The following is a 26,107-nucleotide window of genomic DNA, read 5'->3' on the forward strand; positions in this document are numbered from 1 at the left end:
AGGAAAGAGATGATATGACAAATCCATTTGAACGGGAAGACGGCTCATACCATGTGCTCGTCAATGCTGAAGGCCAGTACTCACTGTGGCCGGCCTATCTGGATGTGCCGGACGGCTGGGAAACCCGCCTCACGAATGAAACCCGCCCCGTTTGTCTCGAATATATTGAAACAAACTGGCGTGATATGAGGCCGGAAAGCCTGAAACAGGCCGAAGCCGCTAAAATGTAATAAGAAAAGCCTGCCGTTATTTCGGCAGGCTTTTTATGCGGACATCAGCCGTTAAGCTGTGTATGATTACAAAATGTATAAGGGTGGCCTTCTTCATCCGTGCACCATGACTGAGACAGAAAAGCCAAAAAGACCGCGGCCCACTGGTCTGCAAACTGGATTAAAATACCGCCGTCGTGCCACGTTCCGTTATCCTTCTTCCAGCGTGTATCAATTGGGTTTCCCTGATTCATATGAATATTATGCATGCCGTTTGTCGGCTTGAACCCGAAAATCTTATCAGCGCCCGGCTCCGGCCCGAATTTAGAGCCGTAAATATAGACGGTGGCTTTTTCTGATTTGGCTTTTTGCATGTACGTCTCAATAAAGTCATTTAAGTCATTATCCGGACCGGTGACTTCATGCGGGAGGGGCACCATGTTCCGGGGATCAAACAATCCGCCGCGGACATAATCCAGCGCCAGCTCACGGCTGGTTTCATCAATTGGGGTATATCCATACGGAATGTTGGGCAGCAGGGTGATCGCGCTTGCGTCAAAATGATCGCGTGCCGCATACAGAACCTCTGATTCTTTTGAACTTGACATGACATTGATCGCACAGCGATAGCGCGTATCAGGCTCGCCTAGCACCTCGACTTGAAAATGCGGAGAATCATCATCTGTTTCCCTTTTCATATCTGACACAGTGCCTTTTAATACACCATAGTGCTGAACAGCCATATGAATCCTCCTTTTTCTTCCGGGATATGAATTGATATTCGAGACAGGGGGCCGTTTTTCCTTTTATGAGAAAGAAAAAAGGACAGCCCGCTGATCAGGCTGTCCTCTTCATATCTATTAAGCTTTTGCAGCCGAACCTTGCATTGCTTTTTCAGCAGGCACGTAGTCATAGCCTAAGTCTTTGGCTACCGCTTCATACGTGACATGTCCGTTAGCCGTATTTAAGCCCGCTTTAAGCGCAGGGCTGTCTGCAATGGCTTGTGCCGCGCCTTTATTGGCGATTTGAAGCGCGTAAGGAACGGTCACATTCGTTAATGCGAGCGTAGACGTACGCGGTACGGCGCCCGGCATATTGGCGACAGCGTAGTGCACGACGCCGTGTTTTTCGTAAGTCGGATTATCGTGGGTTGTAATATGATCAACGGTTTCCACAATGCCGCCCTGATCGATGGCAACATCAACAATGACGGAACCCGGTTTCATTTGTTTAACCATTTCTTCCGTAACGAGAGTCGGCGCTTTGGCTCCCGGGATGAGCACGGCGCAGATCAGAAGATCCGCTTCCGCGACGGAATCTGCAATATTTACAGGGTTTGACATCAATGTTTTAATCTGATGTCCGAAAATATCATCAAGCTGACGCAGTCGGTCTGCGTTCAAATCGATCATTGTCACATCGGCACCGAGTCCGACAGCCATTTTCGCGGCATTTGTTCCGACGCCGCCCCCTCCGATGATCGTGACTTTTCCGCGGGATACACCCGGTACGCCGGCTAATAAAATTCCTTTTCCGCCCTTTGGTTTTTCAAGAAACTGAGCCCCGATTTGCGCGGCCATTCTGCCGGCCACTTCGGACATCGGCGTAAGCAGCGGAAGGGAACGTCCGTCCGTTACCGTTTCGTACGCGATAGCTGTCACGCCTTTTTTTGTAAGCGCTTTAGCTAATTCCGGCTCTGCAGCTAAATGAAGGTAAGTGAATAAGACCAGACCTTGACGGAAATACGCATACTCTTCAGCCAGCGGTTCTTTTACCTTCATGACCATTTCCGCATCCCATACTTGCTTTCTGTCCTCCAGAATTTCCGCCCCTGCTGATACATAATCTTCATTTGTAAAGCCGCTTCCGAGTCCCGCTCCGGATTCCACAAGAACCCGATGGCCGTTTCCGATAAGCTGTGAAACGCCTCCAGGTGTTAATGCCACTCGATTTTCATTGTTTTTGATTTCCTTTGGAACCCCGATAATCATGTCTGTTTCCCCCAATGTTTGTGTGATGCTTCAAGTGTAGCGCGATTTTTGCGAAAATTCTTTGTTTGAAACAGAAAATAAAAAAACACGGATTTGTGAAATTTCACGAACCCATGCTGCGAAGTTTGATATCAAGGTAAATCGTAAACTTTTCATTCACATTTTTTAAGTCGATTTCTGCGATCTGGCTGATTCTTTTCAGCCTGTAATTCAATGTATTGACATGGATGTTAAGCGCTTTAGCGGCGGTGTTGACATTGCTGTCGGCATCAATAAAATGTTCGAGCGTTTTTACCATATCGGCTTGGTGCTCCCTGTCATACTGCTCAAGCTTTGACAGGGAATAGTTCATATAGCCGCTGTGCTTGCGTTTTTCATCCAACACATCCAGGTACTGATAAATGCCGAGTTCCGAAAAGCTGAAAAGGTGTTTGGTTTCTCTCACAAACCGCTCTTTCGCTTTTAATACGGAAAGCGCTTCCTGATAGGAGCGGTAAACATAAGAAATCGATTCGTAAATACCGCCGACCGCAATCGACGCATCCTCAATTTTATATCGTTCCTTCAGCTGTTTTTGAATATGAAGGGCGAAGTGCTTTACATCTTTAAAAGGCTGATCGGTTTTCGGCGCGGCTAATAAGATTAATTCATTTGAATCAACAGTCGCCAGCATGACATGAATCTGCTGTGTCGTTTCCTGCAAATATTGCAGCTGCTGTTCCGTCTTTTCAGTCAGCTCATCATGTAAACGGATGATCATGACGCTGAACACGGACGGCAGCGCCATTCCGAGCTTATGAAACCCTTCGGCCATTTCGGCTTCCTGATAAATATGGCCGGTCAGCATTTTCCAAAAAAACTCCTGGCCCCGCTCTTCGATTTTCGTTTTGCGGATCTGCAGGTGCAAAAGTTTGTTCCGCACCGCTTTGGCTGCCAGCTGAAGTGTCTTCAGATCTTCGTCATTGAGCTTTTTTTTGATCTCAAGCGCCCAAATAAATCCGAGAACCTGACTGTTTTTCCAGATAGAAATCGCCACGCGGTTGCTCAGGCCCACCTCGTCAATTTCTTTCACTTTGATCGGCTGGTCCGTTTTTAAAAGGGCCGGAATGGTTCCGTCTTTCCAGAGTTTGTTGATGACTTTTTCCGGCACCCTCCGCCCGATAATCGTCGACGTCCGGGCCGGATCTGTACAATCGCTGTGCGTGCTGTATGCAAGCAGTTTATGATTAACGTCTTCTATTGTAATGGGGCATTGAAGAACTTCACTGATATGGTCGGCAACATCTTCAAGCCTGTCGAAACTGTACTTAAATGGATCCTTTGGATTGGTCATCTGTATCCCTACTTTTTCATAGCTTCATATCTTGATCTTACCATCTTGCTTTTCAGACTGAAAGGCATCTTTGCAGGGAAATAGACTAGGACAATAAGATCATTCGATGAAAACGAAAATAATAAGAAAATCATACTACTACATTTACAAAATGTGTAAATATACCGAAAAATCCAATATATCATAAGACTCATTTTGTAAAATTAAAACAGATTTGTTTGACTGTGCCGATTGGTTGTTTTTATAATAATGACGTTCAAAAAATAAGTGAATTAGCCCATATTTAGGCTGATGACACAGGAGGGTATAAGGAATATGTCTGGATTAATTCGTGTCACACCCGAAGAGCTAAGAGCGATGGCTAAGCAATATGGCGTTGAAAGTCAGGAAGTCATGAATCAGGTTGACCGCCTGAACCGCATGATTTCTGATTTGAAAGGCATGTGGGAAGGTGCTTCAAGTGAAGCATTTGCAGATCAATATGAGCAGCTGAAACCTTCATTTATTAAAATGTCTGAATTGCTTCAAGATGTGAATCATCAGCTCGATCAAACGGCAAATACGCTTGAGTCTACTGACCAAGATATCGCTAACCAAATTCGCGGATAATAAGATGAATGAAGAAACGGAGCGCCTGATTCAATCAAGAAGACGGCGCTCTTTCTATGTAAGGGTGATATGAATATGTATATCGATATTACAATAGATTTAACACATTATAACGGCAGCGTCTTCGATCTCAGATTGTCAGATTACCATTCTGTGAAAAAAGTCATTGATATTGCCCGGCAGGCTCAGCATGTATCCGTTCCGCCGCGTGAAGGCTATTGGATCAGAGTGGTCAATAAAGAAGCGGTTTTTTCCGGAGAACAAAAGCTATCTGACTGCGGCATTACGAACGGAGACCGCCTTGAAATTTTATGAAAGGACATGGTGGAATGACAGGTCATAACAGATCTTATTTAGAAACAGAATTAGACGCCGTCCGGGAAGAAACCGAATCAGGCTTCACGTTCACCTTCCAGCGGGAAAAAATCAAGCTTCTTGACGGGCTGGAAGCAAACGTGATTAAAGATGCTGATCCTTTTTTTCAAAAAGAGGTCTCAGTTTCAGAAGACGAAGTAACCATCACAATCAAACCTCCTTCTTCTTATCAGGCTTTCCGCTATATAAAAGGAAAAGATAAAAAAAGCAGGTGGCAATTTGCCTACCGTCTCGTCCAAGCCGTGAAACAGCATAAGCTGAAACGTCTCAATCTGATTGCCGCCCCTGAAAATATCGTGTTTGATAAAGCGCTGACGCCTTACTTTCTTCATTACGGCGTAAAGGAGAGCCTTCCGCCTTATGAGGAAGATAGAGAAAGGGTGTTAAAAGAGCTCAAAGCCTGTGCGGCGCTTGCAGCTGACGGGGCGTACACCTTCGATGAATATTTGAAGTACAAGGAGACGCTTCACTTCTCTCCTGAGGTGAAAAGCGTGCTAGAGGCGGAGACGATTGAAGAACTGGAAGAAACCATTCAAACCGCAATTGATTCCCTCGAAGAAAGGGACAAGACATACATAAAACTGCCGAAAAAGAAATGGCAAATCCAAAGATACGCCGGTCTGGCGCTTGCCGTCCTCCTTGTGCCGACACTTCTTTACTCCTTATACGTTCTGTTTTTCGCCCAGCCGAAGCAAGAGGCAATTACGGAAAGCAACCGCTATTTTTTAAATCAGCAGTACAGCAAAGTCATTGACACACTCGCCAAATACGATGCGGAAAGCCTCCCGGAATCTGTCCAGTACGAGCTTGCTTCCTCTTATGTGGCAGTTGAAAATCTGAGGGAAGAGCAGCGGAAAAACATCGGGAATCTGGTCACGCTGCAATCAGACCCGAAGCATTTCCTTTATTGGATTGATATCGGCAGAGGGGAAAATGAAGAAGCCATCAAAATCGGCCGCAATCTTGAGTACAACCCGTACATCTGGCTCGGACTTACAAAATATAAACAGCAATTATTAGCGGATGACAGTATGAAAGACGACGAAAAGCAGAAAGAACTGGACGCCGTGGAAAGCGAGCTTGCGAAGGCGAAAAAAGAGGCGGAGGAGCAGCATAAAGAAGCGGAGGAAAACGGTGACACCGCCGAAGCTTCCGCCGGACAGGATGAAAGCAAACAAGACAAAGCGAAAGATAACAAAGAGAACGACAAGAAAGATGAGAAAAAAGATGAAAAAAAATAACAGCACACATCAAATGGCCGCAGGTAACGATCAGGCTGTCAGGAGGTTCGCCATATGAGTCTGTTATGGGTCTTTTACCGAGAGCACGTACAAAAGATTCAGCTGTCTGAACTCCCGCCGTCTCAGCCGATTACGATCGGTCCGGATATGAAAGATACAATCACGGTCGGCACACTTCCGTTACGGCAAAACGCCGCAACCCTTTATCGAAAAGAAACAGATCGTTATGATGTTTTCCTGGGAAATAACTGTGCCGGCGAATTGACAATAGGAAATGAAATGCCCTGCCGGATTGAAGAAGAGACGATGCGGCTTCTGCTCACCCCTGACAAAGAAGAATCCTCCGTTTATTTTATCGGCGGGAAGGATGAGATCGTTTTCTCATCAGAAACAGAGGAAGCGGATATATACAAAGAGCCGTCCTCCGCTCAAACAGGGGCTTTTTATCTGCGAAAGTCGGGAGGATGCTGGTCTGTCGTCCCTGATGGCCAGGACGTTTATGTGAACGGAATACTTGCAGAAGCTCCCGAAAGGCTCCGGACGGGAGATGAGCTGCTGTGGAATTTTCTGCGTGTGAGGCTGACGGAGGACGACCTTTTAGAAGTCGTTCATCACGAAAAGCTTCAAACCGGTTTAACCAAAACGGTAAAACCAAGCACCGAAATGAAAAAGAAATACCCGCAATATCGAAGAACGCCGCGCATGGTCTACGATCTTCCAGAAGACCGCGTTTCATTCAGCTTTCCCTCGCAGGAAAGCGAACAGAATAACCGGGGGCTGTGGCTCGTCATTCTGCCTCCTTTGGTCATGCTGGTTGTAATGGGGGTTGTCGCCATTATACAGCCGAGGGGCATATTCATCCTTGTCTCTTTGGCGATGTTTATGATGACTCTCATTACGTCCACCGTGCAGTATTTCCGTGAAAAAAAACAGCGGAAAAAACGGGAGGAAAAACGGGAGCGTGTGTACAAGCAGTATTTGGAAAGCAAACGGAAAGAGCTTCAGATGCTGTCGGAAAAACAGCTGCAAGTGCTGACGCATCATTTTCCCCCGTTTGAAAAAATGAAATATTTAACTTCTGAAATCAGCGGCCGCATTTGGGAGAAATCGCTGGAAAGCAGGGATTTTCTGATGCTTCGACTCGGAACGGGCACGGTCCCGGCAAGCTACGAGATTTCAATGAGCGGCGGAGACCTTGCGAACCGTGATGTGGATGACTTGATGGAGCAGTCGCAGCACATGCAGCGTGTGTATAAAGATATCCGCCATGCGCCCGTGACCGTTGATTTACAAGAAGGGCCGATGGGGCTTGTCGGGAAACCTCAGATCGTCAAAAATGAAATTCACCAGCTGATCGGCCAGCTCGCGTTCTTCAACAGCTACCATGATCTGCGATTTGTCTTTATCTTTCATGAGGACGAATATAAGGAATGGGAATGGATGAAGTGGCTGCCGCAATTTCAGCTGCCTCATATGTACGCGAAAGGATTTATTTACAATGAACAGACCCGCGATCAATTGTTATCGTCCATTTACGAGCTGCTGCGGGAGCGGGATTTGGAAGAAGATAAAGAAAAGAAGATCTTCCAGCCGCATTTTGTCTTTGTCATCACAAATCAGCAGCTGATCGCAGAGCACGTCATTTTAGAATACATCGAAGGCCGACATGAGCATCTCGGCATCTCGGCAATCATCGCCGCGGAAACGAAGGAAAGCCTGGCGGAAAACATTCACACCCTCGTCCGCTACATTAATGAAGATGAGGGAGACATTCTCATTCAGCAGAAAAAAGCGGTGCAGATCCCGTTTAAGCTGGACAGGCACGAACGGACAAACAACGAGCGGTTTTCCCGGACGCTTCGGACATTGCACCATCAGGTCGGAATGACGAATTCCATTCCTGAAACGGTCTCATTTCTGGAGCTGTTTCATGCGAAGGAAGTAAAAGAAATCGGCATCAGGCAGAAGTGGGAGACAAGTGAGTCTGCAAAATCGCTGGCTGTTCCGATCGGCTATAAAGGAAAAGACGACATCGTCTATTTAAACCTGCATGAAAAAGCGCACGGGCCGCACGGATTGCTGGCGGGAACGACCGGCTCCGGGAAAAGTGAATTTCTGCAAACGTACATCCTGTCATTGGCCGTTCACTTTCACCCGCATGAAGCGGCGTTTTTGCTGATTGACTATAAGGGCGGAGGAATGGCCCAGCCGTTCCGCAAGATGCCGCACCTTCTCGGAACCATCACGAATATTGAAGGAAGCAGAAACTTCAGTATCAGGGCGCTTGCATCCATTAAGAGCGAGCTGAAAAAACGGCAGCGTCTGTTTGATCAATATCGCGTCAATCACATCAATGACTATACAAAGCTGTATAAACAGGGAGAAACGGAGATTCCGATGCCGCACCTGTTTTTGATTTCAGATGAATTCGCCGAGCTGAAAAGCGAAGAGCCTGACTTTATCAGGGAGCTTGTCAGCGCGGCCCGCATCGGACGGAGCCTTGGTGTGCATTTAATTCTCGCCACGCAAAAGCCGGGCGGCATCATTGACGACCAAATATGGAGCAACTCACGCTTTAAGGTCGCGCTGAAAGTGCAGGATGCAAGTGACAGTAAAGAAATCCTGAAAAACAGTGATGCGGCGAATATTACGGTCACCGGACGCGGCTACTTGCAAGTCGGAAATAACGAAGTGTATGAGCAGTTCCAGTCTGCCTGGAGCGGCGCCCCTTACATGGAAGATGTATACGGCACCGAGGATGACATTGCCATCGTTACCGACACCGGCTTAATCCCGCTGTCTGAGGTGGATGCGGATGATGCGGCGAAAAAAGACGCCCCGGCAGAAATAGAAGCCGTAGTCGAAGAAATCGAGCGGATTCAAAATGAAATGGGCATTGAAAAGCTGCCGAGCCCGTGGCTTCCGCCGCTTGCCGAACGTATCCCGCGCACGCTTTACCCTGCGCAGGAAAAAGACCGCTTCTTCATCGCCTGCGTGGATGAGCCTGATCAGCAAAGACAGGCGCCTCTCGCTTATACGATGATGGATGACGGTAACATCGGCATTTTCGGCTCATCCGGCTACGGCAAGTCAGTGGCTGCCATCACCTTTCTGATGAACTTCGCGGAAGGATACACGCCGGAAGAGCTTCATATGTACATCTTTGATTTCGGAAACGGCACGCTTCTGCCATTGGCAAAGCTTCCGCACACCGCAGACTATTTCTTAATGGATCAAATGAGAAAGATCGAAAAATTCATGATCCGCATCAAGGAAGAAATCGAGCGGCGGAAACGGCTGTTCAGAGAAAAAGAAGTCAGCCATATCAAAATGTACAATTCGCTCAGTGAAGAAGAGCTGCCGTTTATATTTATCACAATTGACAATTTCGACATCGTAAAAGATGAAATGCATGAATTAGAAACGGAATTTATCCAGATTTCACGCGACGGGCAAAGCTTAGGCATTTACTTCCTGCTGACTGCAACGAGGGTAAACGCCGTCCGCCAGTCGCTGTTAAACAACATAAAAACGAAAGTCGTCCATTATTTAATGGATCAGTCAGAAGGATACTCCATTTACGGGCGTCCGCCGTTCAGTCTCGAACCGATCCCGGGCCGCGTGATGATCCAAAAAGAAGAACTGTTTTTCGCGCAAATGTTTCTTCCGGCTGAAGCGGAAAATGACCTCGAGATGTTCCAGTCGCTGAAAGCCGATGTCAAAGCATTAGCTGAGCGCCACGCCGGAACAGCCGGCCCAGACCCGATTCCGATGCTTCCGGATAGGCTGACGGCCGGCGAATTTTCACTCCGTCTCGGCCCGGATCAAGAACCGTTCCGCATTCCTGTCGGGCTTCATGAGGAAAAGGTCAGCCCTGTGTACTTTGATCTGGGCAAAAATAAGCATTGCCTTATCTTAGGCCAGACACAGCGTGGAAAAACAAACATCCTGAAAGTGATGCTGAATCACCTGCTGCGTGAAGGTACGGAACGGGTCGGGCTGTTTGACTCGATTGACCGCGGACTGTCGCAGTATGCGCAGGAAACAAAGGTCAGCTATCTGGACACAAAAGAAGACGTCCGGCAGTGGATCGAAACGGCAGAAGCCATTTTCACGGAGCGCGAAGCTCAGTATGCGCAGGCCGTCAAAAATGGCGATGTGCACAAACTCAGTTTCTCTCCGGTCGTGTTAATGGCCGACGGCATTACAAGATTCCAGCAGACGATCGACACCGCCATTCAGGACAAGCTGGCGATGTTTATGAAATCTTACGCGCATGTGGGCTTCAGTTTTATCCCGGCGGGCAATCACAGCGAATTCTCAAAAGGCTATGATTCCTTAACGACGGAAATGAAACAGATCCGCCACGCGATGCTGCTTGTGAAAAAATCCGAACAAAATGTCATTCCGCTGCCTTACCAAAGGCAGGAACCGGACATTCAGCCGGGCTTCGGCTATTTGGTTGAAAACGGGAAGGAGCAAAAAATCCAAATACCTTTATGTTCAGCGGAAAGGGAGGCCGTCAGATGACTGAACAACGAAAAAGCCTGATCAAATTAATAGCCGCGGTCGTCATCATTCTGCTGCTGCCGGTGCTGTTTTTCCGGTTTATCGGCGATGACCCGGGAAAACAAAAAATCAACGCCACCCGCCAAATCGCAGTCGTGAATGAAGACATGGGCTTACAAACAGATGAAAATGAGGAAGAGGAATCCGTCCATTTCGGCAAAGAAGTAGCGGCCGCTCTCGGCGGCCGTCCGGATTATTCATGGACGGTTGTCAACAGGAGCGCGGCTGAAAACGGTCTGGCGGCTAAGAAGTATGACGCCGTCGTTTACATTCCATCCGATTTTTCAAAAGACATCTTAAGCTATGACAAGGAGCGTCCGCAAAAAGCCACGCTGACATTCAATATTCAAAGCAACCTGAACGCCGTCAACAAAGAAAAGGTGCAGCGTGAGCTAGAAGACGCCCAAAAATCAATGAATAAAAAAATGTCGGCATTATATTGGAATTTCGTCTCGCAAAAAGTGAACAATGTCCGAGGCGATTTTGACAAGATCGTCAATAAAGAATCAGAGTTTCAAAACGTCATGTACAACTTTTACAAGCCGAGCTCCAATGACTTGGCAGGTGAAATCAAGCGGCAAAAAGACCTGATTGACGAACTGAAAAAATCAATGAATGAAGCGCAGGGCGCGGCAAAAGAAAAATTGACCTCGGCAGATGAAGCCAAAACCACGCTCAAAGACTTTGCCGATACGGTCGAGCGCTATAAACAATATCAAGAAAATCAGAAAAAACTGCTGATGGCCGCGCAGGAACAAAATCAAAAGCAAATCACAACCGGACTGAATGCCATTAAAGCACAGCAGGCCGCCAACCAGTTCAGCACGATGATGAGCGGACTGTCCTCCGGCATAAACCGGGCGCAGACACAGCTTGACCAGACGGGATCGGCTCTTTCTGCCGCCCAACAGGTGAGAGAAGCGCAGGTTCCTGATCAGGAACGCGGGATGGCGAATATTCAATCCAATTTACTGGACAATTATTTGACTCAATATAAAGCTCAAGCAAGATTTGAAACACTGAACAGTATCCAAACCCTTATGAAAAGGGATCGGCCGGCATTAACCGTTCCGGAAAAGGACCCGGGTGATGACGGCTCGGATGAACCGAAAGAAGAAGAAAAACCGGAAGAAGAAAAACCCGGCGATCTGAAAATTGACCTTGACGATCAGCGTGACGAATTAAAACGCATCTCCGCTGAAATCAATGACATTTCTGACGGATTAAAAGAACCGGAAAAAGAAAAACCGGAACCGGAAAACCCGGGCCAAGGCGATGACGGTGAAAACTCCGGCGATACCGATCCGGATAACGGAACGAATCCCGGAGAAGACGGAAAAACGGAAGACGGCACAAAAGAAGAGCAGCCTGCTTCCCATAACACAGGCGATCAGGAGCCAAAAACCGTCCAGACCGCGACAGCCGCTAAAAACGTCACTCCGCCTGCTGATGAGCCGGCGGACGACCCGAACGATTCTGAAGGGGACGGCGGCACGGACATATCTGAGGCGAAAGAAAGGCTGAACCAAGCCGCAGAGCGCATTCAGCAAATTGAAAAAGAGCTGGAAGAGAAACAGCAGACTCATAATGAAGAACTGAAAAAACGTCTCGATGCTCTTGATGAAGAAATCCAAGGCCTTCAAGACCAGATTGATGACGTCAAAAAACGTGCAAAGAAAAAGCTAGAGGAATTGAAAGAAACGAGAAAACAAGACTTCAATACCGTTTACAGATTGATTGTAAGAACAGAACAGAACATTTTGAACTACCCGTCATTGGATAGCGGCCGCAAATCTGCTCTTGAACAGATATTTGCCGCTGACATCAATACAAAAGAAATATCCGATTTAATGAGTTACTATAATGATTTATCCCTGTATGAGGCGACACTTTATCACTCTCTTGACGCGGGCTCGCTGCCTGATGTGAAAAACAGGGTGCTGAAAGCCCAGCAAGGCGAAGTCCAAACCGTTCTTGCCATCAAACCGGTGGAAACGGCAAGCTGGGAAAATCTGAAAAACAACAAAATGCAGACAGATGAAGACATCAGCAATTTCATTAAAGGCATGACCGAATTCTCGGATAACTACAGTACCTATATCAGAGATGAACAAGCCGGAGTGCTCGATGAGCTCGCCAGCATTTCAGACAGCGCGGCGAAAGCATCCGATCAGCTGGCTGAAGGCGCCGTGCAGGAAGCGGCCGCGTTCAGCGGAGACGGATTAACCGGAACGATGGCGCTCGGCGCTCAGGATACCGTCGGCCGCGAAGTCCTGCAAATGTCTGACACGATGGGCCATCTGTCAGAACGCCAGTCCGGCATCATCAGCTATACCGACAATATGCAGCAAAGCGTAAATGACGTCCAGCATAAAGCGGACACCCTGAACAGCAACTGGGGCAAAAACGTCGATTCCACGAAATTGATCAGAAATGACGTGTACGGCATTTTAGGGAACGCGCTCGTTGACGGACAGGAAAACGGTTACGTTTACGATTATCTCGCCAACCCGCTTAAAATCAGCGGAGAGGTGCCGGAAGACCGGGTTCAGAATGTTCCGCCGGTCGTCATTTTGGTGATCGTCCTGATCAGCAGTCTTCTGATCGGCTATTTCAGCTCGTATTATCAGCAGGCCCCGCTTCTTGTCAAAGGCGCGCTCTTTGGGATTTTAAACATTATGGTCGGATTGATGATCAGTCTGTTCGGTCTGAATATCTACTCGCTTCCGGACGATCAGACCATTAAATGGTCAGTCTTTACGATTCTCTTGCTTGCGGCGAGTTCAGCTTTTATCCGGGCAGCCTTTGTCTTCGGTTCGATTACCGGATGGATCGCATCATCAGCGCTCATTCTCTTTTATGTGGCGCCTTTGATCGACCTGATTATGCCGAACTTCACCTTTGACAGTCCGGTTTCGAAAGTCTATATCGATATTCAATACGGAACGGGCCATCTGTTTGCGATGGGGGTAACGGTTCTTGCGATCATTACGCTGATTGCGGCGGCGCTTCCGCTCGTCATTCGGCTGTTTGCGGAAAAAACGGAGGAAAGTGATCAGTCTTATGAGGCGTAACACGTTCATGGAAAAAGGATTGCTGCTGTTTGCTCTCTCCTTTTTCCTTTTCCTTCCCCAAGCCGCAGCCGCGAATGAGGAAAATACTGATGTCAAGCCGAATGAATATGAAAAGAAAGACATTGAAATTCGTACGGATTACCTGCACGACGATGCCTACTCCGAGGAAAAAACGGCGCTTCCGAAAGAACAGAAGGATATTACCTTTGATCAGCCGGCCGAAAACCCGGATGACAAACTGATATCAAAGTTGTTTACATCGTCAGACACGGAGCCGAATACGATCAAAGCGCAATCGAAAAAACTGGGTATCACATTTGCCGAGCCTGCGGTGCGGCGTACCTCGGCAGATATGGAAACGGAAGAGAAAAAGACTTCTTATCTGCTTCCTGTCATTTATGCCGTCTTGATCCTCCTCGGGATTGCGGCGATGATCTATCTGATCCCGAAAGTCACGGCGCAGGAAAAGGCAAAGCGGTAAACGAATCGCTTGTGTTTGCGGGAAGACAGCCCGTAAAATAAGAAAAAAAGGAGGAGTTTCATGCAGTTTTTTCTTATAACAGGCGCGTCAAAAGGCTTGGGCCGGGCGCTGACGGAACAGGCGCTTCAAGAAGGAGCCGAAGTCGCCGCGCTTTCAAGAACGATAAGCGGGGAAAAGCGCGAGGGGCTGACAGAATACAGTGTTGATTTAACCGATCTGGCAGATACCGGGCGGCAGATGAAGGCGATTCTTGATCAAGCAGAGGAGAAGGGGTACTCTGCCGTCACACTGATCAACAATGCCGGAATGGTGGAACCGATCAAGCGGGCGAAAGAGGCTTCCGCCGAAGAATTAAACCGCCATTACACCCTTAATCTGACGGCGCCCGTTTTGCTCAGCCAAATGTTCACAAAGCGTTTCGAAGCGTTCAGCGGCAGCAAAACAATTGTCAACATCACATCGGGCGCGGCGAAAAATCCTTATAAAGGCTGGAGCGCGTATTGCAGCTCAAAAGCGGGGCTTGATATGTTTACGAGAACATTCGGGTTTGAACAGGAAGATGAAGAGCTGCCGGTCCGCATGATCTCATTCTCGCCGGGAGTGATGGATACAGACATGCAGGCCGTCATCCGTTCTTCGTCAAAAGAAGATTTCCATGACATCGAGCGGTTCCGCAATCTGAAAGAAACGAAAAACCTCAGAAGCCCGGAATACATCGCCGGCGTCATTCACTCACTGATCGCGGGCGAGCCGGAAAACGGACGGATATACGATATTAAAGAATTTTTGTAGAGCAGCTTTTACGCTGCTCTTTTTTGTTTGTACAATCACTTCGGGGTCCGGCGCCATATGATGAATGAAACAACGTATAAGGGGTATAAGAAATGTATCAGATGAATTGAGTTTCTTCTCGATTTATGTTAGGATTCTAAAAATATATTAAGGAGGGGTTTCCATGAGAAATGTAACGTTAATGGATGTCTTCACCCATCCAATCGCACAAAAGTATTTACAGCGTTCCGGTGTCGCCCATGCGATCGCCTGCGCGTTTCATGCATACCGTCTTGCCGTAAAAGCAGGTGTCAGCCCGGACCTTGCGGCGAAAGCGGCTTTACTGCATGACGTCGGCCATTATGAATGGTACACAGACGGCAAATGGGATTATGAAAAGTACAGAAGAAACGATATCCATGCCATTAAAGGCGCGGAACGGGCGCATAAGCTGCTCATCCGGCTCGGTGAAGAACCGAAAGCGGCGAAGGACATTGCGCTGGCGATTCTGCTTCACACCGATTCCTATCTGCCTGAAGGCGAACTGGACAAGAATACGCTCCAGCAAATCGTGAAACAAGCGGATGAACTCGATGAAGAACCCGGCGGACATCACCATTACCGCCAAATGGATCACACGGCCGCGCTCAAACAAATCCAAAAGCTTGATCAGTTAATTGACCAAGCCCAATATCCCTTAAGAAGCTCAGTCTAGGCCACTCATGCGGCCTTTTCCGCTTACATAACTCCGCATGCTCACTAACACCTTTTCCGCTCCGATAGACGTACTGTGTCAAAGCCTTTGTCCGCTGCATATGCTGAAGGAAAACATAGTAAAGGGGATCAGCGAAAATGGCCCATCAAGGAAGCCCGCAAATCGTCTCGTTAGTGGATCCTTACGTTTATCAGACCATCCATAAGCTTATCGGCTCAAGGTTTATCATTCAAACCGTCAGACGCATTGTCAGAGGACGGCTGATTGATGCCACTCCGGATCACATCGCCATTGAAGAAACGCATGACCGTGTATTTTATATCAGAAACCGCCATGTGGTTTCCGTCATGCCTGATTATACCGAACGCGTGTAACAGCACGAATAAGGCGCAAACCGGAGGCGGCCCTATAGAACCCCGGTGCGTCTTCTTTTTTGAGATACATAGATGCACGGCGGCTTTTTTTGGTACAATCACAGTACAAGTTCACATGACAATAGGAGGAAACCGCTTGTTGAAATCAAAGGTCCATTTTTGGACGCTGCAAATTTTGCTCGTTTTGCTCATTATTTACGTATCAACGAAAGTCTCGTTTATTTTTCAGCCGTTTTTCGGTTTTATCACCACTCTGTTTTTTCCGATTTTAATCTCGGGCATTTTGTTTTTCATTTTTAATCCGATCGTACGCCTGCTTGAGAAAAAAATCCCCCGGACATTGGCGATCCTGCTCATTTATCTCGTTTTCATCGGCCTGATTGCCTTTATGTTCACCGCCATCGGACCGATTGTGGCTTCCCAGGTCACGGGGCTGATTAACAATTTCCCTGATTACATTCATCAGATTCAAGTCTTGACGGCGCAATTATCCCATTCCAAATGGTTTACGTGGATGATGACGCAGGATTATGTGTCGATAGAAAAAGTCCAGCAGTCTCTGACGGGATTTTTACAAAGCCTTCCGCAAAATATTACGGCAAGCCTGTCGGCCGTGTTCGGCGTCGTTACGAATATCACGCTTGTCGTGATCACCGTTCCGTTCATTTTGTTTTATATGCTGAAGGACGGCCGGCGGTTTCCGCTCTTGGCGGTTAAAATCCTGCCTACTTCCTACCGGGCGGAAGGTCGCAAAATATTTAATGACTTATATGTCACATTGGCCGCCTATTTCCAAGGACAGCTGCTGATTTGTCTCTTTGTCGGAACGGCATGCTTTATCGGATATTGGATCATCGGCCTGCAGTATGCGTTAATTCTCGGGATGGTGATCGCCGTCACCAATATCATTCCGTACCTGGGGCCGTTTCTCGGGGCGGCGCCCGCGGTGATTATCGCGTTTATGGATTCGCCGGCTAAGGCGCTGTTTGCCGTTATTGTTGTCGTTGTCGTCCAGCAGCTTGACGGGAATCTGCTTTCTCCGCTTGTCATCGGGAAACGGCTCAATACCCACCCGCTCACCATTATTCTTCTGCTTATCGGAGCGGGCAGTTTCGGCGGCATTCTCGCAATGATTCTGGCCGTGCCGGTTTACGCGGTTTTAAAAGCTTTCGTCTTAAATATCGTCCGGCTTATCAAACTTCGTCAGCGGTCAAAGCTAGAAGACAGCCGCAAGCCGAAATAAAAACGGGCACAACTCCCGATGCAGCGCATAAAATGCTGTAAAGAAAAGCGGAGGTGCGGGTATGCCTGCAATTGTGGGACCGATTTATATTATGAGTTTAGCCGGAGACGCTGCGGCGAGCTTCGGTGACGTGTTTGCCATTTCTCCCAAAGCCGTTGACCACTCAGGCGCGGGGGCAGGGGCGTTTCATTCCGGAGATTTTGTCAAAGTCACTAATAAATTCAGCAAAACGCGCTTTGAAGACATCGATGTGTTTGACGAACCTGATTGGTTTAACGCGTGACAGCCTCCTTTTAGGAGGCTGTCGCTTTTTTGTAGTATAATAGAATCAGTCTTTATAAAAGGGGAATTTTTTATGAAAATCAGAAAAGCGAATATTACCGTGCAGTCCGGAATGATCGGTGATGTATATCTGCATGAAAATAAAAAAGAACAGCATACCCTTGTAGCCGTTCCGGAACTTGAGTGGAGCACGATCATTTCCTATGAGGAAGAGAAAAAGGCGCTGGCGCAGCGGCTTTTCCAATCATTCAGCAAGCTGATTGAAGAAGAACCCGCCGGAGAGCTCGCCGGCAAGATCTCCCATTGGGTGGCTGAAATGTAACGAAGCGGTTTACCGCGTCCCGTCCGGGGAGATAATTGTAAAACAAGCTGAGGAGGGACAGGCCGATGAGCGACAAAACGGTTGACCTTTATTTACAGCAGGGGATGTACGGCCCTCTGCAGACGAAACCGGATGAACGCCATTTATTTTTAGGCTCGCTGCGTGAAAGAGTCATCATTGCCCTGACGAAGGGGCAGGTGCTGCAAAAGCAGCCGTATGAAGAAGTGAAACAGGCGCTGAAAAGCCGAAAAGACGCGGTGCTCTATATAAACGGAAGGCTCCCGTATCATGCTTATTCACCATATATGAAGCTTGCCGCACTTGCCGGTGTCCGAAGCTCCGTCATATCGGATCTTCAATTCGAAACGCCGCTCGGCCTGGTTTTTGCCGCCGATTATGCCGTGAACCTTGACGGCATTTACGTACAGGATGACATTTTTCAGCGCTCACTCCTGAAATCTTAAAAGGGCAAAACACCGTTTGTCATTTTACAATGCCAATTCACTTACAAGTGGAGATAGGATATAATGGTTTTCATATGAATGGCGGGGAGGCCGGCTATGAAAAAAGCATTTATATGCATTGATTATACGAATGATTTTGCAGCAGAGAACGGGGCATTAACCTGCGGAGAACCCGCGAGACAGATTGAAGATACGATTGTCAGTTTGACGCAAGCATTTATAGAAAACGGTGATTACGTTGTCTTTGCGGTAGATTCGCATGATGCAGACGATGACTTTCATCCCGAGACACGCCTTTTTCCTCCGCATAATATCAACGGCACGGAGGGCAAAGAGCTGTACGGAAGGCTATCGCCTCTTTATGAGAAACACAAACACGCAAAAAACGTAAATTATATGGAAAAAACGAGATATTCTGCTTTTGCGGGAACGGATTTAGAGCTGAAACTGCGGGAACGGCAGATCACTGAGCTGCATCTTGCGGGCCTGTGCACGGACATCTGCGTTCTTCACACGGCGGTTGATGCCTACAACAAGGGCTTTCAGATTGTCATTCATCAAAACGCTGTGGCCAGCTTTAATCCGGAAGGGCATGAATGGGCCCTGTCCCATTTTAAGAACAGCATCGGAGCGCAAGTGGCAGAGTAAGGAAGGGGAAAACAATTTTGGTGGAGCATGGTTTTAAAGACGACAGTTTGTCTTTACATACAGATCTTTATCAAATTAATATGGCCGAAACGTACTGGAGAGACGGCATTCATGAGAAAAAAGCAATTTTTGAGCTTTTTTTCAGAAAGCTTCCCTTTGAAAACGGCTATGCGGTATTTGCGGGCTTAGAAAAAGCAATCGAATACTTGGAGAACTTCAAATTTACCGACAGCGATCTGAATTATTTAAAAACGGAATTGCACTATGCTGATGATTTCATTGAGTATTTACGGGATCTTTCTTTTACCGGATCTCTTTACAGCATGAAAGAAGGCGAGCTCGTTTTTAACAACGAACCGATTATGCGGGTCGAAGCGCCCCTGATCGAAGCCCAGCTGATTGAGACGGCTCTGCTTAACATTGTGAATTACCAAACATTAATCGCCACGAAAGCGGCCCGCATTAAAGGCGTTGTCGGTGACGAAGACGCCCTCGAATTCGGAACGCGGCGCGCCCATGAAATGGATGCGGCCATGTGGGGAGCGAGAGCGGCTTTGATCGGCGGCTTCAGCGCAACGAGTAATGTAAGAGCCGGAAAGCGTTTTAATATACCCGTATCCGGCACGCACGCTCATGCGCTCGTACAAGCGTACCGCGATGAATATACGGCATTTAAGAAATATGCGGAGACCCACAAAGACTGCGTGTTTCTCGTAGATACGTACGATACGATCCGTTCGGGCATGCCGAATGCGATTAAAGTCGCAAAGGAATTCGGCGACCGGATCAACTTCATCGGCATCCGCCTGGATAGCGGGGACTTGGCGTACCTGTCAAAAAAAGCGCGTGAAATGCTTGATGAAGCGGGTTTCACAGACGCAAAGGTCATTGCTTCAAGCGATCTTGACGAGCACACGATATTAAATCTGAAATCCCAAGGAGCGAAAATCGATACGTGGGGCATCGGCACGAAGCTGATTACCGCATACGATCAGCCGGCCCTCGGCGCGGTTTACAAGCTTGTCGCCATTGAAGAGGACGGCAAACTGACTGACACCATTAAAATTTCGTCAAACCCTGAAAAAGTGACAACGCCGGGAAGAAAGAGAGTATACCGGATTATCAACAAGCTGAATCACCACTCGGAAGGTGATTATATCGCGCTTTATGACGAGCGGGTAAATGATCAGAAACGCTTAAAAATGTTCCATCCCGTCCACACGTTCGTCAGCAAATTCGTCACTGATTTCTATGCGAAAGACTTGCATGAGCCGATTTTTGAAAACGGCGTTTTATGCTATGATAATCCCGAAATTACCGACATCCAGCAATACGTGCAGGATAACCTCAAACTTCTGTGGGAGGAATACAAACGGATCAGCAAGCCGGAAGAATATCCGGTCGATTTAAGCGAAGACTGCTGGAGCAACAAGATGCAGCGGATTCATGAAATCAAAAGCGAGCTGAAACGGGAACTTGAATAGAAGACAAAGCGGCCTTTCCTTTCTCTGGAAAGGCCTTTTTGTTGTGATAATATTTTTCACATTTAGACAAATTTCGTCAAGTTATTTGATATACTTATGTTCGAAGGCCGCATCTAAGGGGGTAAATGAATGAAGGTGTTTGTTGCGAGACAGCCTATCTTCAACAGAAACGAACAGGTTGTTGCTTATGAACTTCTTTACCGGGAGAGCGAAGAGAACCGTTATTCGGCCGCTGACGGAGATAAAGCTACGACGGATCTCATTATTAACAGCTTTATCAACATCGGAATCGAAAAGCTGACTGAGGGGAAACGCTGCTTTGTGAATTTTACAGAAAGCCTGATGTTTTCAGATCTCCCTACCTCCTTTGATCCTGACCAGCTTATTATCGAAATTCTTGAGGACATACCGATCACTCCGGCACTCATCTCAAGATGCAGACAGCTGAAGAAATTAGGATATACATTAGCACTTGATGATTTTTACGCCATCAATCCGGAAAATGAAGAGTTAGTGGAACAGCTGATGAAATATATTGATATTTTAAAAATCGACTTTTTGCAATCCTCGCGTCTGGAGCGCAAAAAAATCATTCAGACGTACAGCTGTAAAAGTCTGATTTATTTAGCGGAGAAAGTGGAGACGAGAAAAGATTATAAACAGGCGGCCATAGACGGCTTTCACCTGTTTCAAGGATATTTTTTCAGTGAACCGCGTGTCATCAGCGGAAATGATCTGACGTTTCATTTTCATTCTTACTACCAGCTTTTAAGCGAATTAAACAATGACCAGCCCAATATACAGCGCGTGACGGAATACATAGAGCGGGACGTCAGCTTATCGTATCAGATTCTGCGTTTTTTAAACGGATCGCAAACAAGGCTGAAAAAAAGATAGACAGCATCCAGCAGGCCATCATGATGCTTGGGCTGAATGAGATTAAGCGCTTGATTTACATTCTTTCATTCAGAGATTTAACGGCGAAAAGCCACTCAAGCCAAAAAGAAATCATTAAGATTTCCTTAATCAGGGCCAAACTGTGCGAACTGCTGGCGAAAAGAACCGGAAGGCCCCAGCCCTCTTCTTACATGCTGATCGGCATGTTTTCGCTCATCGATACGCTTCTCCACAGGGAGCTGGAGGATATCATCAAAGAACTGCCTTTAATCGATGAAGTCGGACAGGCGCTGCTCGGTTATGAAAACGATTATTATAAGATGCTCGCGTTCGTCAAAGCCATTGAATGCAACAACTGGGACTGTGACGAGTGGGGAAAAGAACTGAACAAAGAAGAAGCGTATGAATGTTACTTACAGGCGATCGAATGGTGCCGGCAGCTGATCGTGGATTGAGCCGCTTTAAGCCGACCACCTGAGGGCGATGGTAAACCGGCTTTGCTCTCTGATCAGACTGACACGGATGCCGTCGGGATTATACGTCACGTCAAAGTCATTTTTGATGCCGGTCTGCTTAATGAGCCGCTTGACCGCTGCGGTGTCAGATGATTGCGCTGCGGTGAGAATACGGCGCGCAAGCTCTTTTGACGCCGACAGCCGCGCAAGGAGCAGGCGCGCATCCTCCAGCATGCCCGCAGCCTCTTTTGCGGACGCTGTCAAAATATCTGCGTGAACCGGGGCACTGGGCGCAGGATGCCGGTATGGCGCGGCGAAAACAGGACAGCATGGATACACATAATGCATACGGCGGCCTCCTTCCTGAGAAAACATTGGTTATACATGAGTATAGGCGGCGTGATAACGAGTTATGACATGCAAAAAGACCACAATGCGGGGGTTGCGGTCTTTTCGGTGTTTGTCGGTGGTTATGCGACGCTGTTCGCCCATTCTGTTTTGAAATTGCGACGACAGGGACTATAGTCCTTGCCGGTTTGTCGGAAAACCGTTAAAAAAACAGCAGAACCGCCAGATTGGTCTGCTTCATCCTAAACGTCTGCCTTTCTGGTAGTTATATAGTCCTGTTCGCTAAATGCTCCATTCGGGACTATAGGATTACCACGGTTTGCGGTGTCACGCAGATACTTTTACACATACTTTTCGGTGAAAAATCCCGCAAAAACGTTTACACTATTAGTAACAGATCAAATACCTAGGACTCGTTCACCATACACAATTCATTGATCTTTCAAAAAAAGGAGTGTGGAAACGGTGGAAAACAAATTAGAAGAAGTAAAGCAATTATTATTCCGACTTGAAAATGATATCAGAGAAACAACCGACTCATTACGAAACATTAACAAAAGCATTGATCAGCTCGATAAATTCTCATATGCTATGAAAATTTCTTAAAAAGACTTGGAAACAAGTCTTTTTTTTGTGCATTTTTTATCCATTTCGTGGATAAAGTATTATACGATTGTTAAAAAACGAAAAACCTGCTGTCTTTCATCACCTGCATTTAGTAAAATAGAATGGGAGGGTGAAGACAATTATTGAGCAAATGTGTTTAGATGCCAACCAAATCAAGAATAAAATGAAGAGTATAATAGAGCAAAACATATTTAATCAACATTTACTACAGCTTCTTCTTGGGTTTGTTGAATCCAGAAAATATTTAACCTTTGCTGAATCTGCTTTATTGCATTATGAAGTTTTTGGCGGAAGGGATTTTAAGACTGCTGAGAAACTTGCGGCGGGAATTGAAATTCTTACGCTTTCCGCCGATATTATTGATGATCTTGAAGATGAAGATAACAAACAAGCTCTTTGGATGAAGATAGACCGTTCAGAAGCTTTAAGCGCAGCTTTTTCATTATACACAGCAGGGCTGCAGGGGATTAATTCAATTAACATGAATCCTTTTATTCTTTCTTACATACTGAAATATACACAAGACGCTATGCAAGGACAACACGATGATATAATCAATAAGCCAGAGAAAGAAGATGAAAGTTTAGAGGTCATTAGATTAAAATGCGGGAGTCTATTCGCTCTATCCAATGTGGCAGGTACTATGTTAGCAACTGGAAAGTATAATGAAACTGTTGAAACGTATTCCTATTACAAAGGAATGTTTGAACAGATATATAGTGATTATCTGGCTCTTTTCAGCTCTAAACGCAGTGATATTTTAAAAGATAAACACACGTTAATCAACTTGTACCTTAAGAGGCTGTTTAACGAGCCTTCTGAAAAATTGGTTCGTATGTTTTCTCATAGAGAAACACACCTTAAGTTTATATCTGATAAAAACAATTTTATTCAGACATTAACTGATGCAGGTGTTACTCAGTATGTTTCAGTTTTACACCAATTGTATAAGCAAAAATGTGAAAATGCTATAGAGAAACTAAATCTTGAAACCAGTAAAATAGATAAATTGAAAAAATATGTAGTTAATAGGGGGATTGAAGTATAATGCAGGATTTAATCAATTATATATTGAAATATCCGGAAGTGTTAAAAAAATTAAAAGTCAATGAAGCAAGTTTATTAGGCTATGATTCAGGTATTACCCAAATATTAATCAATTCATTTGAAGAATCTTCAATTGTGAAAAACGATGGAAAAATAGAGCAATGGGAAAAAGGATGAATGTTCGGTGGTGTAATATGTGAAAAACTTTATTAAACAATTCACTATTTCAGTCATTATCTTAAGCCTCGTTTATGTTTGCTATGTTTCATATATAAACATAAATGGGATTATAATCGGGACAAAAGTTATTGAAAATAAAAACAAACAATTCCAAGTAATAGAGATGTCAGAAACTACTTACGGGAAATTCGTAGGTTTAGAAAAAGGTGACATCATTTTAAAAATCAACAAAGAAAAACCATCTGCTAAATTTTTAAAAGGAGATAATCTTAGTCATATCAAAAGTTTAGATGTAAGCAGAAATGGAAAGCAAATTCATTTAGATGATTTTGATATTGTTAATTTAGACAAATCCTATAGCTTTTTTGTATTCGTTCTTCCACTTGTGTTTTATTTTTTAAGTATAGTATGTATATTTTACATTCTAAAGGTGAATCAAACAAGAAAATCGTTTGCGGGATACATTTTAATTTTGTTTTTGTTAGATATTTCAATTGCTTATATAAGCGCAGGAGGACCATTTAGAGGACATTCATTTAACAGGTATGTCAATTTGTTCACATTTATAGCTTCTCCTATATTTTATCTTCAGTTCATACAACAATATTTTGAGGAATTAGGAAAGAAGTTTGCAAATCGTCTAATCAATTTCTTATATATATTTCCGATTTTTAATATTATCCTGGAATTTTTCCGTAAGAAATTACCTTTTGAAAACATTATAACAAACCTTAATCTTATCTCGTTTTTTCTCGTTACTCTTTCAGGTTTTGTTCTCGTGTTCTATCACTTATATAAGTATAAATATTCAGAGCATGCTTATATTTTGAAAGTTTTAATTCTGACAAATACACTTTCTTTTGCTCCATTTTTACTTTTTTACGTCGCACCTAATATTTTAACTGGTGATTATATATTTCCAGCACTGGCATCAGCCTCATTGCTTGTCCTTATCCCATTTGGATTAGTATATCAGTTTGTTGCAAATAAAATATTTGATATAGAATTTATATTAGGAAGAATGAGGTATTATACTTCTAGTTATTGTCGGAGTTTTATCGGTCTGGGCGGGAACAAATGCGCTTCAAATGAATCCTATTAGACAGACTGTTTTCATCTTTATCGTAATGTTTGCTGTATTTTACTTTAAAGAAATAATAGATTTTAAATTTCGTTTAAAACGTTTTTCTGAAAAATTTAATTATCAAGATAGTATATTCAAATATACTCAGCTTATCAGAAGTATAACATCTTTAAAACAAATGTTTAAAGAACTAAAAAAGACGATTCTGGATGTTCTACTTGTCAGTAAAGCTTATGTCTTTGAAGTTACCTCTGAGGGTGACATTTTATATCATGATAAAAGGGATAATGAACCTGATTGGGAAATGTATTCAAAAGAATTTAAGAAGGTTACTTCAGAGATTGGAAAAATCATTGAGCTAAACCGCGGTTTCTTAATCAAGATAGGAGAACGCGGGGGAAGTTCTTATGTTTTGCTTTGTTTGTCCTCCATTAATACACCGAGACTGACACGGGATGAGATTTCATGGCTGAAAACATTGTCTTTCTATACGAGTGTCTCTATGGAAAACGTGATACAGATCGAAGAACTCATGAACCATTTACAAGATCTAAAACAACAAGGCTCAAACCCGGTCTGGCTCAAAAAGCTGATGTTTACGATCGAGGAAAAGCAGCGTTCGGATTTGGCCCGTGATCTGCATGATTCAGTGCTGCAGGACTTGATTTCTTTGAAGCGCCAGTGTGAGCTGTTTCTGGCCGATTTTAAGAAAGAAGAGCCTTGCCACATAGAGGTGCAGGACAAGCTTCATCAGATGAATGAGCAGATGTCCGATGTCATTTTGATGACCCGGGAGACGTGCCATGAGCTTCGGCCTCAGCTGCTGTATGATTTGGGTCTGGTCAAGGCGGTATCCAAGCTTGCCGCGCAGCAGCAGGAGCGTGCGCCGTTTCATATCCGTCTGAATACGGGCCGGTTTACGGCGGCGCTGGATTTGGATACGCAGCTGAATTTGTACCGCATTATTCAGGAATTTCTTTCGAACGCCATGAAGCATTCACAGGCGAATGAGGTGCTGATTATGCTGATCAGCATTCAAAATAAAGTGATTCTGCATTATGAAGACGACGGTGTCGGATTCAATCAGGAAGAAGGCGGCGGGCAGTCGATGAGCATGGGTCTTTCGGGTATTAAGGAGCGCGTCCGTGCGCTTGACGGACGGATGAAAATCGACACAAGTGAAGGAAACGGTTTTAAAGCGGATATTGAAATGGAATTGTAACCAATTTATCACCAAATCGACTTGGCAGAAGCCAAGTCTTTTTAATAAAATGGAAATGAGTG

Annotated in this window: 23 protein-coding genes and 2 pseudogenes; 21 read left to right on the forward strand and 4 right to left on the reverse strand. The window is 45.6% G+C overall.

Annotated elements, in window-relative coordinates:
* Nucleotides 1-14: 14 nt before the first annotated feature.
* Nucleotides 15-230 (forward strand): MbtH family protein, encoded by a 216-nt coding sequence (locus BGM27_RS16520; protein ID WP_007408694.1) that lies wholly within the window; start codon nucleotides 15-17, stop codon nucleotides 228-230.
* A 44-nt stretch (nucleotides 231-274) separates the two neighbouring features.
* Here the strand turns inward: BGM27_RS16520 and BGM27_RS16525 are convergent, their stop codons facing one another.
* The 3 genes from BGM27_RS16525 to BGM27_RS16535 all read right to left on the reverse strand — a co-directional run bounded on the left by BGM27_RS16525 (nucleotide 275) and on the right by BGM27_RS16535 (nucleotide 3,533).
* Nucleotides 275-952 (reverse strand): YukJ family protein, encoded by a 678-nt coding sequence (locus BGM27_RS16525; RefSeq protein WP_007408693.1) that lies wholly within the window; start codon nucleotides 950-952, stop codon nucleotides 275-277.
* Between the two features lie 117 nt (nucleotides 953-1,069).
* The gene (gene ald / locus BGM27_RS16530; protein WP_007408692.1) at nucleotides 1,070-2,200 is read right to left on the reverse strand and encodes an alanine dehydrogenase; all 1,131 of its coding nucleotides are present in this window, start codon (nucleotides 2,198-2,200) and stop codon (nucleotides 1,070-1,072) included.
* Between the two features lie 103 nt (nucleotides 2,201-2,303).
* Nucleotides 2,304-3,533, reverse strand: a complete 1,230-nt coding sequence (locus BGM27_RS16535; protein ID WP_007408691.1) for a sporulation transcriptional activator AdeR — start codon at nucleotides 3,531-3,533, stop codon at nucleotides 2,304-2,306.
* 315 nt (nucleotides 3,534-3,848) lie between these two features.
* Between BGM27_RS16535 and BGM27_RS16540 the strand changes: the two genes are divergently transcribed.
* The 16 genes and pseudogenes from BGM27_RS16540 to BGM27_RS16615 all read left to right on the forward strand — a co-directional run bounded on the left by BGM27_RS16540 (nucleotide 3,849) and on the right by BGM27_RS16615 (nucleotide 21,537).
* Nucleotides 3,849-4,142, forward strand: coding sequence for a WXG100 family type VII secretion target (locus BGM27_RS16540; RefSeq protein ID WP_003152013.1), 294 nt, complete (start codon nucleotides 3,849-3,851; stop codon nucleotides 4,140-4,142).
* Nucleotides 4,143-4,217: 75 nt separating this feature from the next.
* On the forward strand, nucleotides 4,218-4,457 hold the full coding sequence (yukD, locus tag BGM27_RS16545; RefSeq protein WP_007408690.1) for an ESX secretion system protein YukD: 240 nt from the start codon (nucleotides 4,218-4,220) through the stop codon (nucleotides 4,455-4,457).
* Nucleotides 4,458-4,471: 14 nt separating this feature from the next.
* A complete protein-coding gene (gene essB, locus BGM27_RS16550) occupies nucleotides 4,472-5,758 on the forward strand; it encodes a type VII secretion protein EssB (RefSeq protein ID WP_032865219.1) in 1,287 nt (428 codons plus the stop codon).
* Nucleotides 5,759-5,812: 54 nt separating this feature from the next.
* Nucleotides 5,813-10,288 carry a type VII secretion protein EssC gene (gene essC / locus BGM27_RS16555; protein ID WP_007408688.1) on the forward strand — a complete coding sequence of 1,492 codons (4,476 nt, stop codon included), beginning with the start codon at nucleotides 5,813-5,815 and terminating at the stop codon, nucleotides 10,286-10,288.
* On the forward strand, nucleotides 10,285-13,401 hold the full coding sequence (esaA, locus tag BGM27_RS16560) for a type VII secretion protein EsaA (RefSeq protein WP_007408687.1): 3,117 nt from the start codon (nucleotides 10,285-10,287) through the stop codon (nucleotides 13,399-13,401). Before essC ends, esaA begins: the two co-directional genes overlap by 4 nt.
* Before the next feature lie 7 nt (nucleotides 13,402-13,408).
* A complete protein-coding gene (gene essA, locus BGM27_RS16565) occupies nucleotides 13,409-13,882 on the forward strand; it encodes a type VII secretion protein EssA (RefSeq protein WP_007408686.1) in 474 nt (157 codons plus the stop codon).
* A gap of 60 nt (nucleotides 13,883-13,942) precedes the next feature.
* Nucleotides 13,943-14,674, forward strand: a complete 732-nt coding sequence (locus BGM27_RS16570) for a (S)-benzoin forming benzil reductase (RefSeq protein WP_007408685.1) — start codon at nucleotides 13,943-13,945, stop codon at nucleotides 14,672-14,674.
* A gap of 163 nt (nucleotides 14,675-14,837) precedes the next feature.
* Nucleotides 14,838-15,368: an HD domain-containing protein gene (locus tag BGM27_RS16575; RefSeq protein WP_007408684.1), complete on the forward strand. Its 531-nt coding sequence runs from the start codon at nucleotides 14,838-14,840 to the stop codon at nucleotides 15,366-15,368.
* Between the two features lie 137 nt (nucleotides 15,369-15,505).
* Nucleotides 15,506-15,742, forward strand: coding sequence for a DUF2642 domain-containing protein (locus BGM27_RS16580; protein ID WP_003152023.1), 237 nt, complete (start codon nucleotides 15,506-15,508; stop codon nucleotides 15,740-15,742).
* A gap of 136 nt (nucleotides 15,743-15,878) precedes the next feature.
* The gene (locus BGM27_RS16585; protein ID WP_007408683.1) at nucleotides 15,879-16,985 is read left to right on the forward strand and encodes an AI-2E family transporter; all 1,107 of its coding nucleotides are present in this window, start codon (nucleotides 15,879-15,881) and stop codon (nucleotides 16,983-16,985) included.
* Nucleotides 16,986-17,046: 61 nt separating this feature from the next.
* Entirely contained in the window at nucleotides 17,047-17,268 is a 222-nt protein-coding gene (locus tag BGM27_RS16590; RefSeq protein ID WP_007408682.1) for a spore germination protein, read from the forward strand.
* Nucleotides 17,269-17,340: 72 nt separating this feature from the next.
* Nucleotides 17,341-17,589 (forward strand): YueH family protein, encoded by a 249-nt coding sequence (locus BGM27_RS16595; protein ID WP_007408681.1) that lies wholly within the window; start codon nucleotides 17,341-17,343, stop codon nucleotides 17,587-17,589.
* Nucleotides 17,590-17,654: 65 nt separating this feature from the next.
* Nucleotides 17,655-18,053, forward strand: a complete 399-nt coding sequence (locus tag BGM27_RS16600; RefSeq protein ID WP_003152031.1) for a YueI family protein — start codon at nucleotides 17,655-17,657, stop codon at nucleotides 18,051-18,053.
* A 96-nt stretch (nucleotides 18,054-18,149) separates the two neighbouring features.
* Nucleotides 18,150-18,701 (forward strand): cysteine hydrolase family protein, encoded by a 552-nt coding sequence (locus BGM27_RS16605; protein ID WP_003152033.1) that lies wholly within the window; start codon nucleotides 18,150-18,152, stop codon nucleotides 18,699-18,701.
* 17 nt (nucleotides 18,702-18,718) lie between these two features.
* The gene (locus BGM27_RS16610) at nucleotides 18,719-20,185 is read left to right on the forward strand and encodes a nicotinate phosphoribosyltransferase (protein WP_020954301.1); all 1,467 of its coding nucleotides are present in this window, start codon (nucleotides 18,719-18,721) and stop codon (nucleotides 20,183-20,185) included.
* A gap of 129 nt (nucleotides 20,186-20,314) precedes the next feature.
* Nucleotides 20,315-21,537: pseudogene (locus BGM27_RS16615) on the forward strand (EAL and HDOD domain-containing protein).
* 6 nt (nucleotides 21,538-21,543) lie between these two features.
* On the opposite strand, the gene BGM27_RS16620 reads toward BGM27_RS16615, so the two are convergent.
* On the reverse strand, nucleotides 21,544-21,885 hold the full coding sequence (locus BGM27_RS16620) for a YuzC family spore coat inner layer protein (protein WP_007408677.1): 342 nt from the start codon (nucleotides 21,883-21,885) through the stop codon (nucleotides 21,544-21,546).
* Between the two features lie 465 nt (nucleotides 21,886-22,350).
* On the opposite strand from BGM27_RS16620, the gene degQ reads away from it, so the two are divergent.
* From degQ to BGM27_RS16640, 4 genes and pseudogenes are all read left to right on the forward strand, one after another.
* Nucleotides 22,351-22,491 carry a degradation enzyme regulation protein DegQ gene (degQ, locus tag BGM27_RS16625; protein ID WP_003152043.1) on the forward strand — a complete coding sequence of 47 codons (141 nt, stop codon included), beginning with the start codon at nucleotides 22,351-22,353 and terminating at the stop codon, nucleotides 22,489-22,491.
* Between the two features lie 130 nt (nucleotides 22,492-22,621).
* Nucleotides 22,622-23,560: a polyprenyl synthetase family protein gene (locus tag BGM27_RS16630; protein ID WP_020954300.1), complete on the forward strand. Its 939-nt coding sequence runs from the start codon at nucleotides 22,622-22,624 to the stop codon at nucleotides 23,558-23,560.
* Nucleotides 23,560-23,736, forward strand: coding sequence for a competence pheromone ComX (locus BGM27_RS16635; RefSeq protein WP_007408675.1), 177 nt, complete (start codon nucleotides 23,560-23,562; stop codon nucleotides 23,734-23,736). Before BGM27_RS16630 ends, BGM27_RS16635 begins: the two co-directional genes overlap by 1 nt.
* A gap of 19 nt (nucleotides 23,737-23,755) precedes the next feature.
* Nucleotides 23,756-26,045, forward strand: a pseudogene (locus BGM27_RS16640) (sensor histidine kinase).
* The last annotated feature ends 62 nt before the right edge of the window (nucleotides 26,046-26,107 follow it).

This window comes from Bacillus sp. FJAT-27001 (assembly GCF_019039175.1).
Classification (GTDB): Bacteria; Bacillota; Bacilli; order Bacillales; family Bacillaceae; genus Bacillus; species Bacillus velezensis.

What these genes read in the sequence shown, in the direction of transcription:
- BGM27_RS16590 (WP_007408682.1), top strand. Translation starts at nt 17,047, where the DNA reads ATGCCTGCAATTGTGGGACCGATTTATATTATGAGTTTAGCCGGAGAC.
- BGM27_RS16520 (WP_007408694.1), top strand. Translation starts at nt 15, where the DNA reads ATGACAAATCCATTTGAACGGGAAGACGGCTCATACCATGTGCTCGTC.
- BGM27_RS16580 (WP_003152023.1), top strand. Translation starts at nt 15,506, where the DNA reads ATGGCCCATCAAGGAAGCCCGCAAATCGTCTCGTTAGTGGATCCTTAC.
- BGM27_RS16600 (WP_003152031.1), top strand. Translation starts at nt 17,655, where the DNA reads ATGAGCGACAAAACGGTTGACCTTTATTTACAGCAGGGGATGTACGGC.
- essB (WP_032865219.1), top strand. Translation starts at nt 4,472, where the DNA reads ATGACAGGTCATAACAGATCTTATTTAGAAACAGAATTAGACGCCGTC.
- BGM27_RS16620 (WP_007408677.1), bottom strand. Translation starts at nt 21,885, where the DNA reads ATGCATTATGTGTATCCATGCTGTCCTGTTTTCGCCGCGCCATACCGG.
- ald (WP_007408692.1), bottom strand. Translation starts at nt 2,200, where the DNA reads ATGATTATCGGGGTTCCAAAGGAAATCAAAAACAATGAAAATCGAGTG.
- BGM27_RS16525 (WP_007408693.1), bottom strand. Translation starts at nt 952, where the DNA reads ATGGCTGTTCAGCACTATGGTGTATTAAAAGGCACTGTGTCAGATATG.
- BGM27_RS16595 (WP_007408681.1), top strand. Translation starts at nt 17,341, where the DNA reads ATGAAAATCAGAAAAGCGAATATTACCGTGCAGTCCGGAATGATCGGT.
- BGM27_RS16605 (WP_003152033.1), top strand. Translation starts at nt 18,150, where the DNA reads ATGAAAAAAGCATTTATATGCATTGATTATACGAATGATTTTGCAGCA.
- esaA (WP_007408687.1), top strand. Translation starts at nt 10,285, where the DNA reads ATGACTGAACAACGAAAAAGCCTGATCAAATTAATAGCCGCGGTCGTC.
- essA (WP_007408686.1), top strand. Translation starts at nt 13,409, where the DNA reads ATGGAAAAAGGATTGCTGCTGTTTGCTCTCTCCTTTTTCCTTTTCCTT.
- yukD (WP_007408690.1), top strand. Translation starts at nt 4,218, where the DNA reads ATGTATATCGATATTACAATAGATTTAACACATTATAACGGCAGCGTC.
- BGM27_RS16570 (WP_007408685.1), top strand. Translation starts at nt 13,943, where the DNA reads ATGCAGTTTTTTCTTATAACAGGCGCGTCAAAAGGCTTGGGCCGGGCG.
- BGM27_RS16540 (WP_003152013.1), top strand. Translation starts at nt 3,849, where the DNA reads ATGTCTGGATTAATTCGTGTCACACCCGAAGAGCTAAGAGCGATGGCT.
- BGM27_RS16535 (WP_007408691.1), bottom strand. Translation starts at nt 3,533, where the DNA reads ATGACCAATCCAAAGGATCCATTTAAGTACAGTTTCGACAGGCTTGAA.
- essC (WP_007408688.1), top strand. Translation starts at nt 5,813, where the DNA reads ATGAGTCTGTTATGGGTCTTTTACCGAGAGCACGTACAAAAGATTCAG.
- BGM27_RS16575 (WP_007408684.1), top strand. Translation starts at nt 14,838, where the DNA reads ATGAGAAATGTAACGTTAATGGATGTCTTCACCCATCCAATCGCACAA.
- BGM27_RS16635 (WP_007408675.1), top strand. Translation starts at nt 23,560, where the DNA reads ATGCAGGATTTAATCAATTATATATTGAAATATCCGGAAGTGTTAAAA.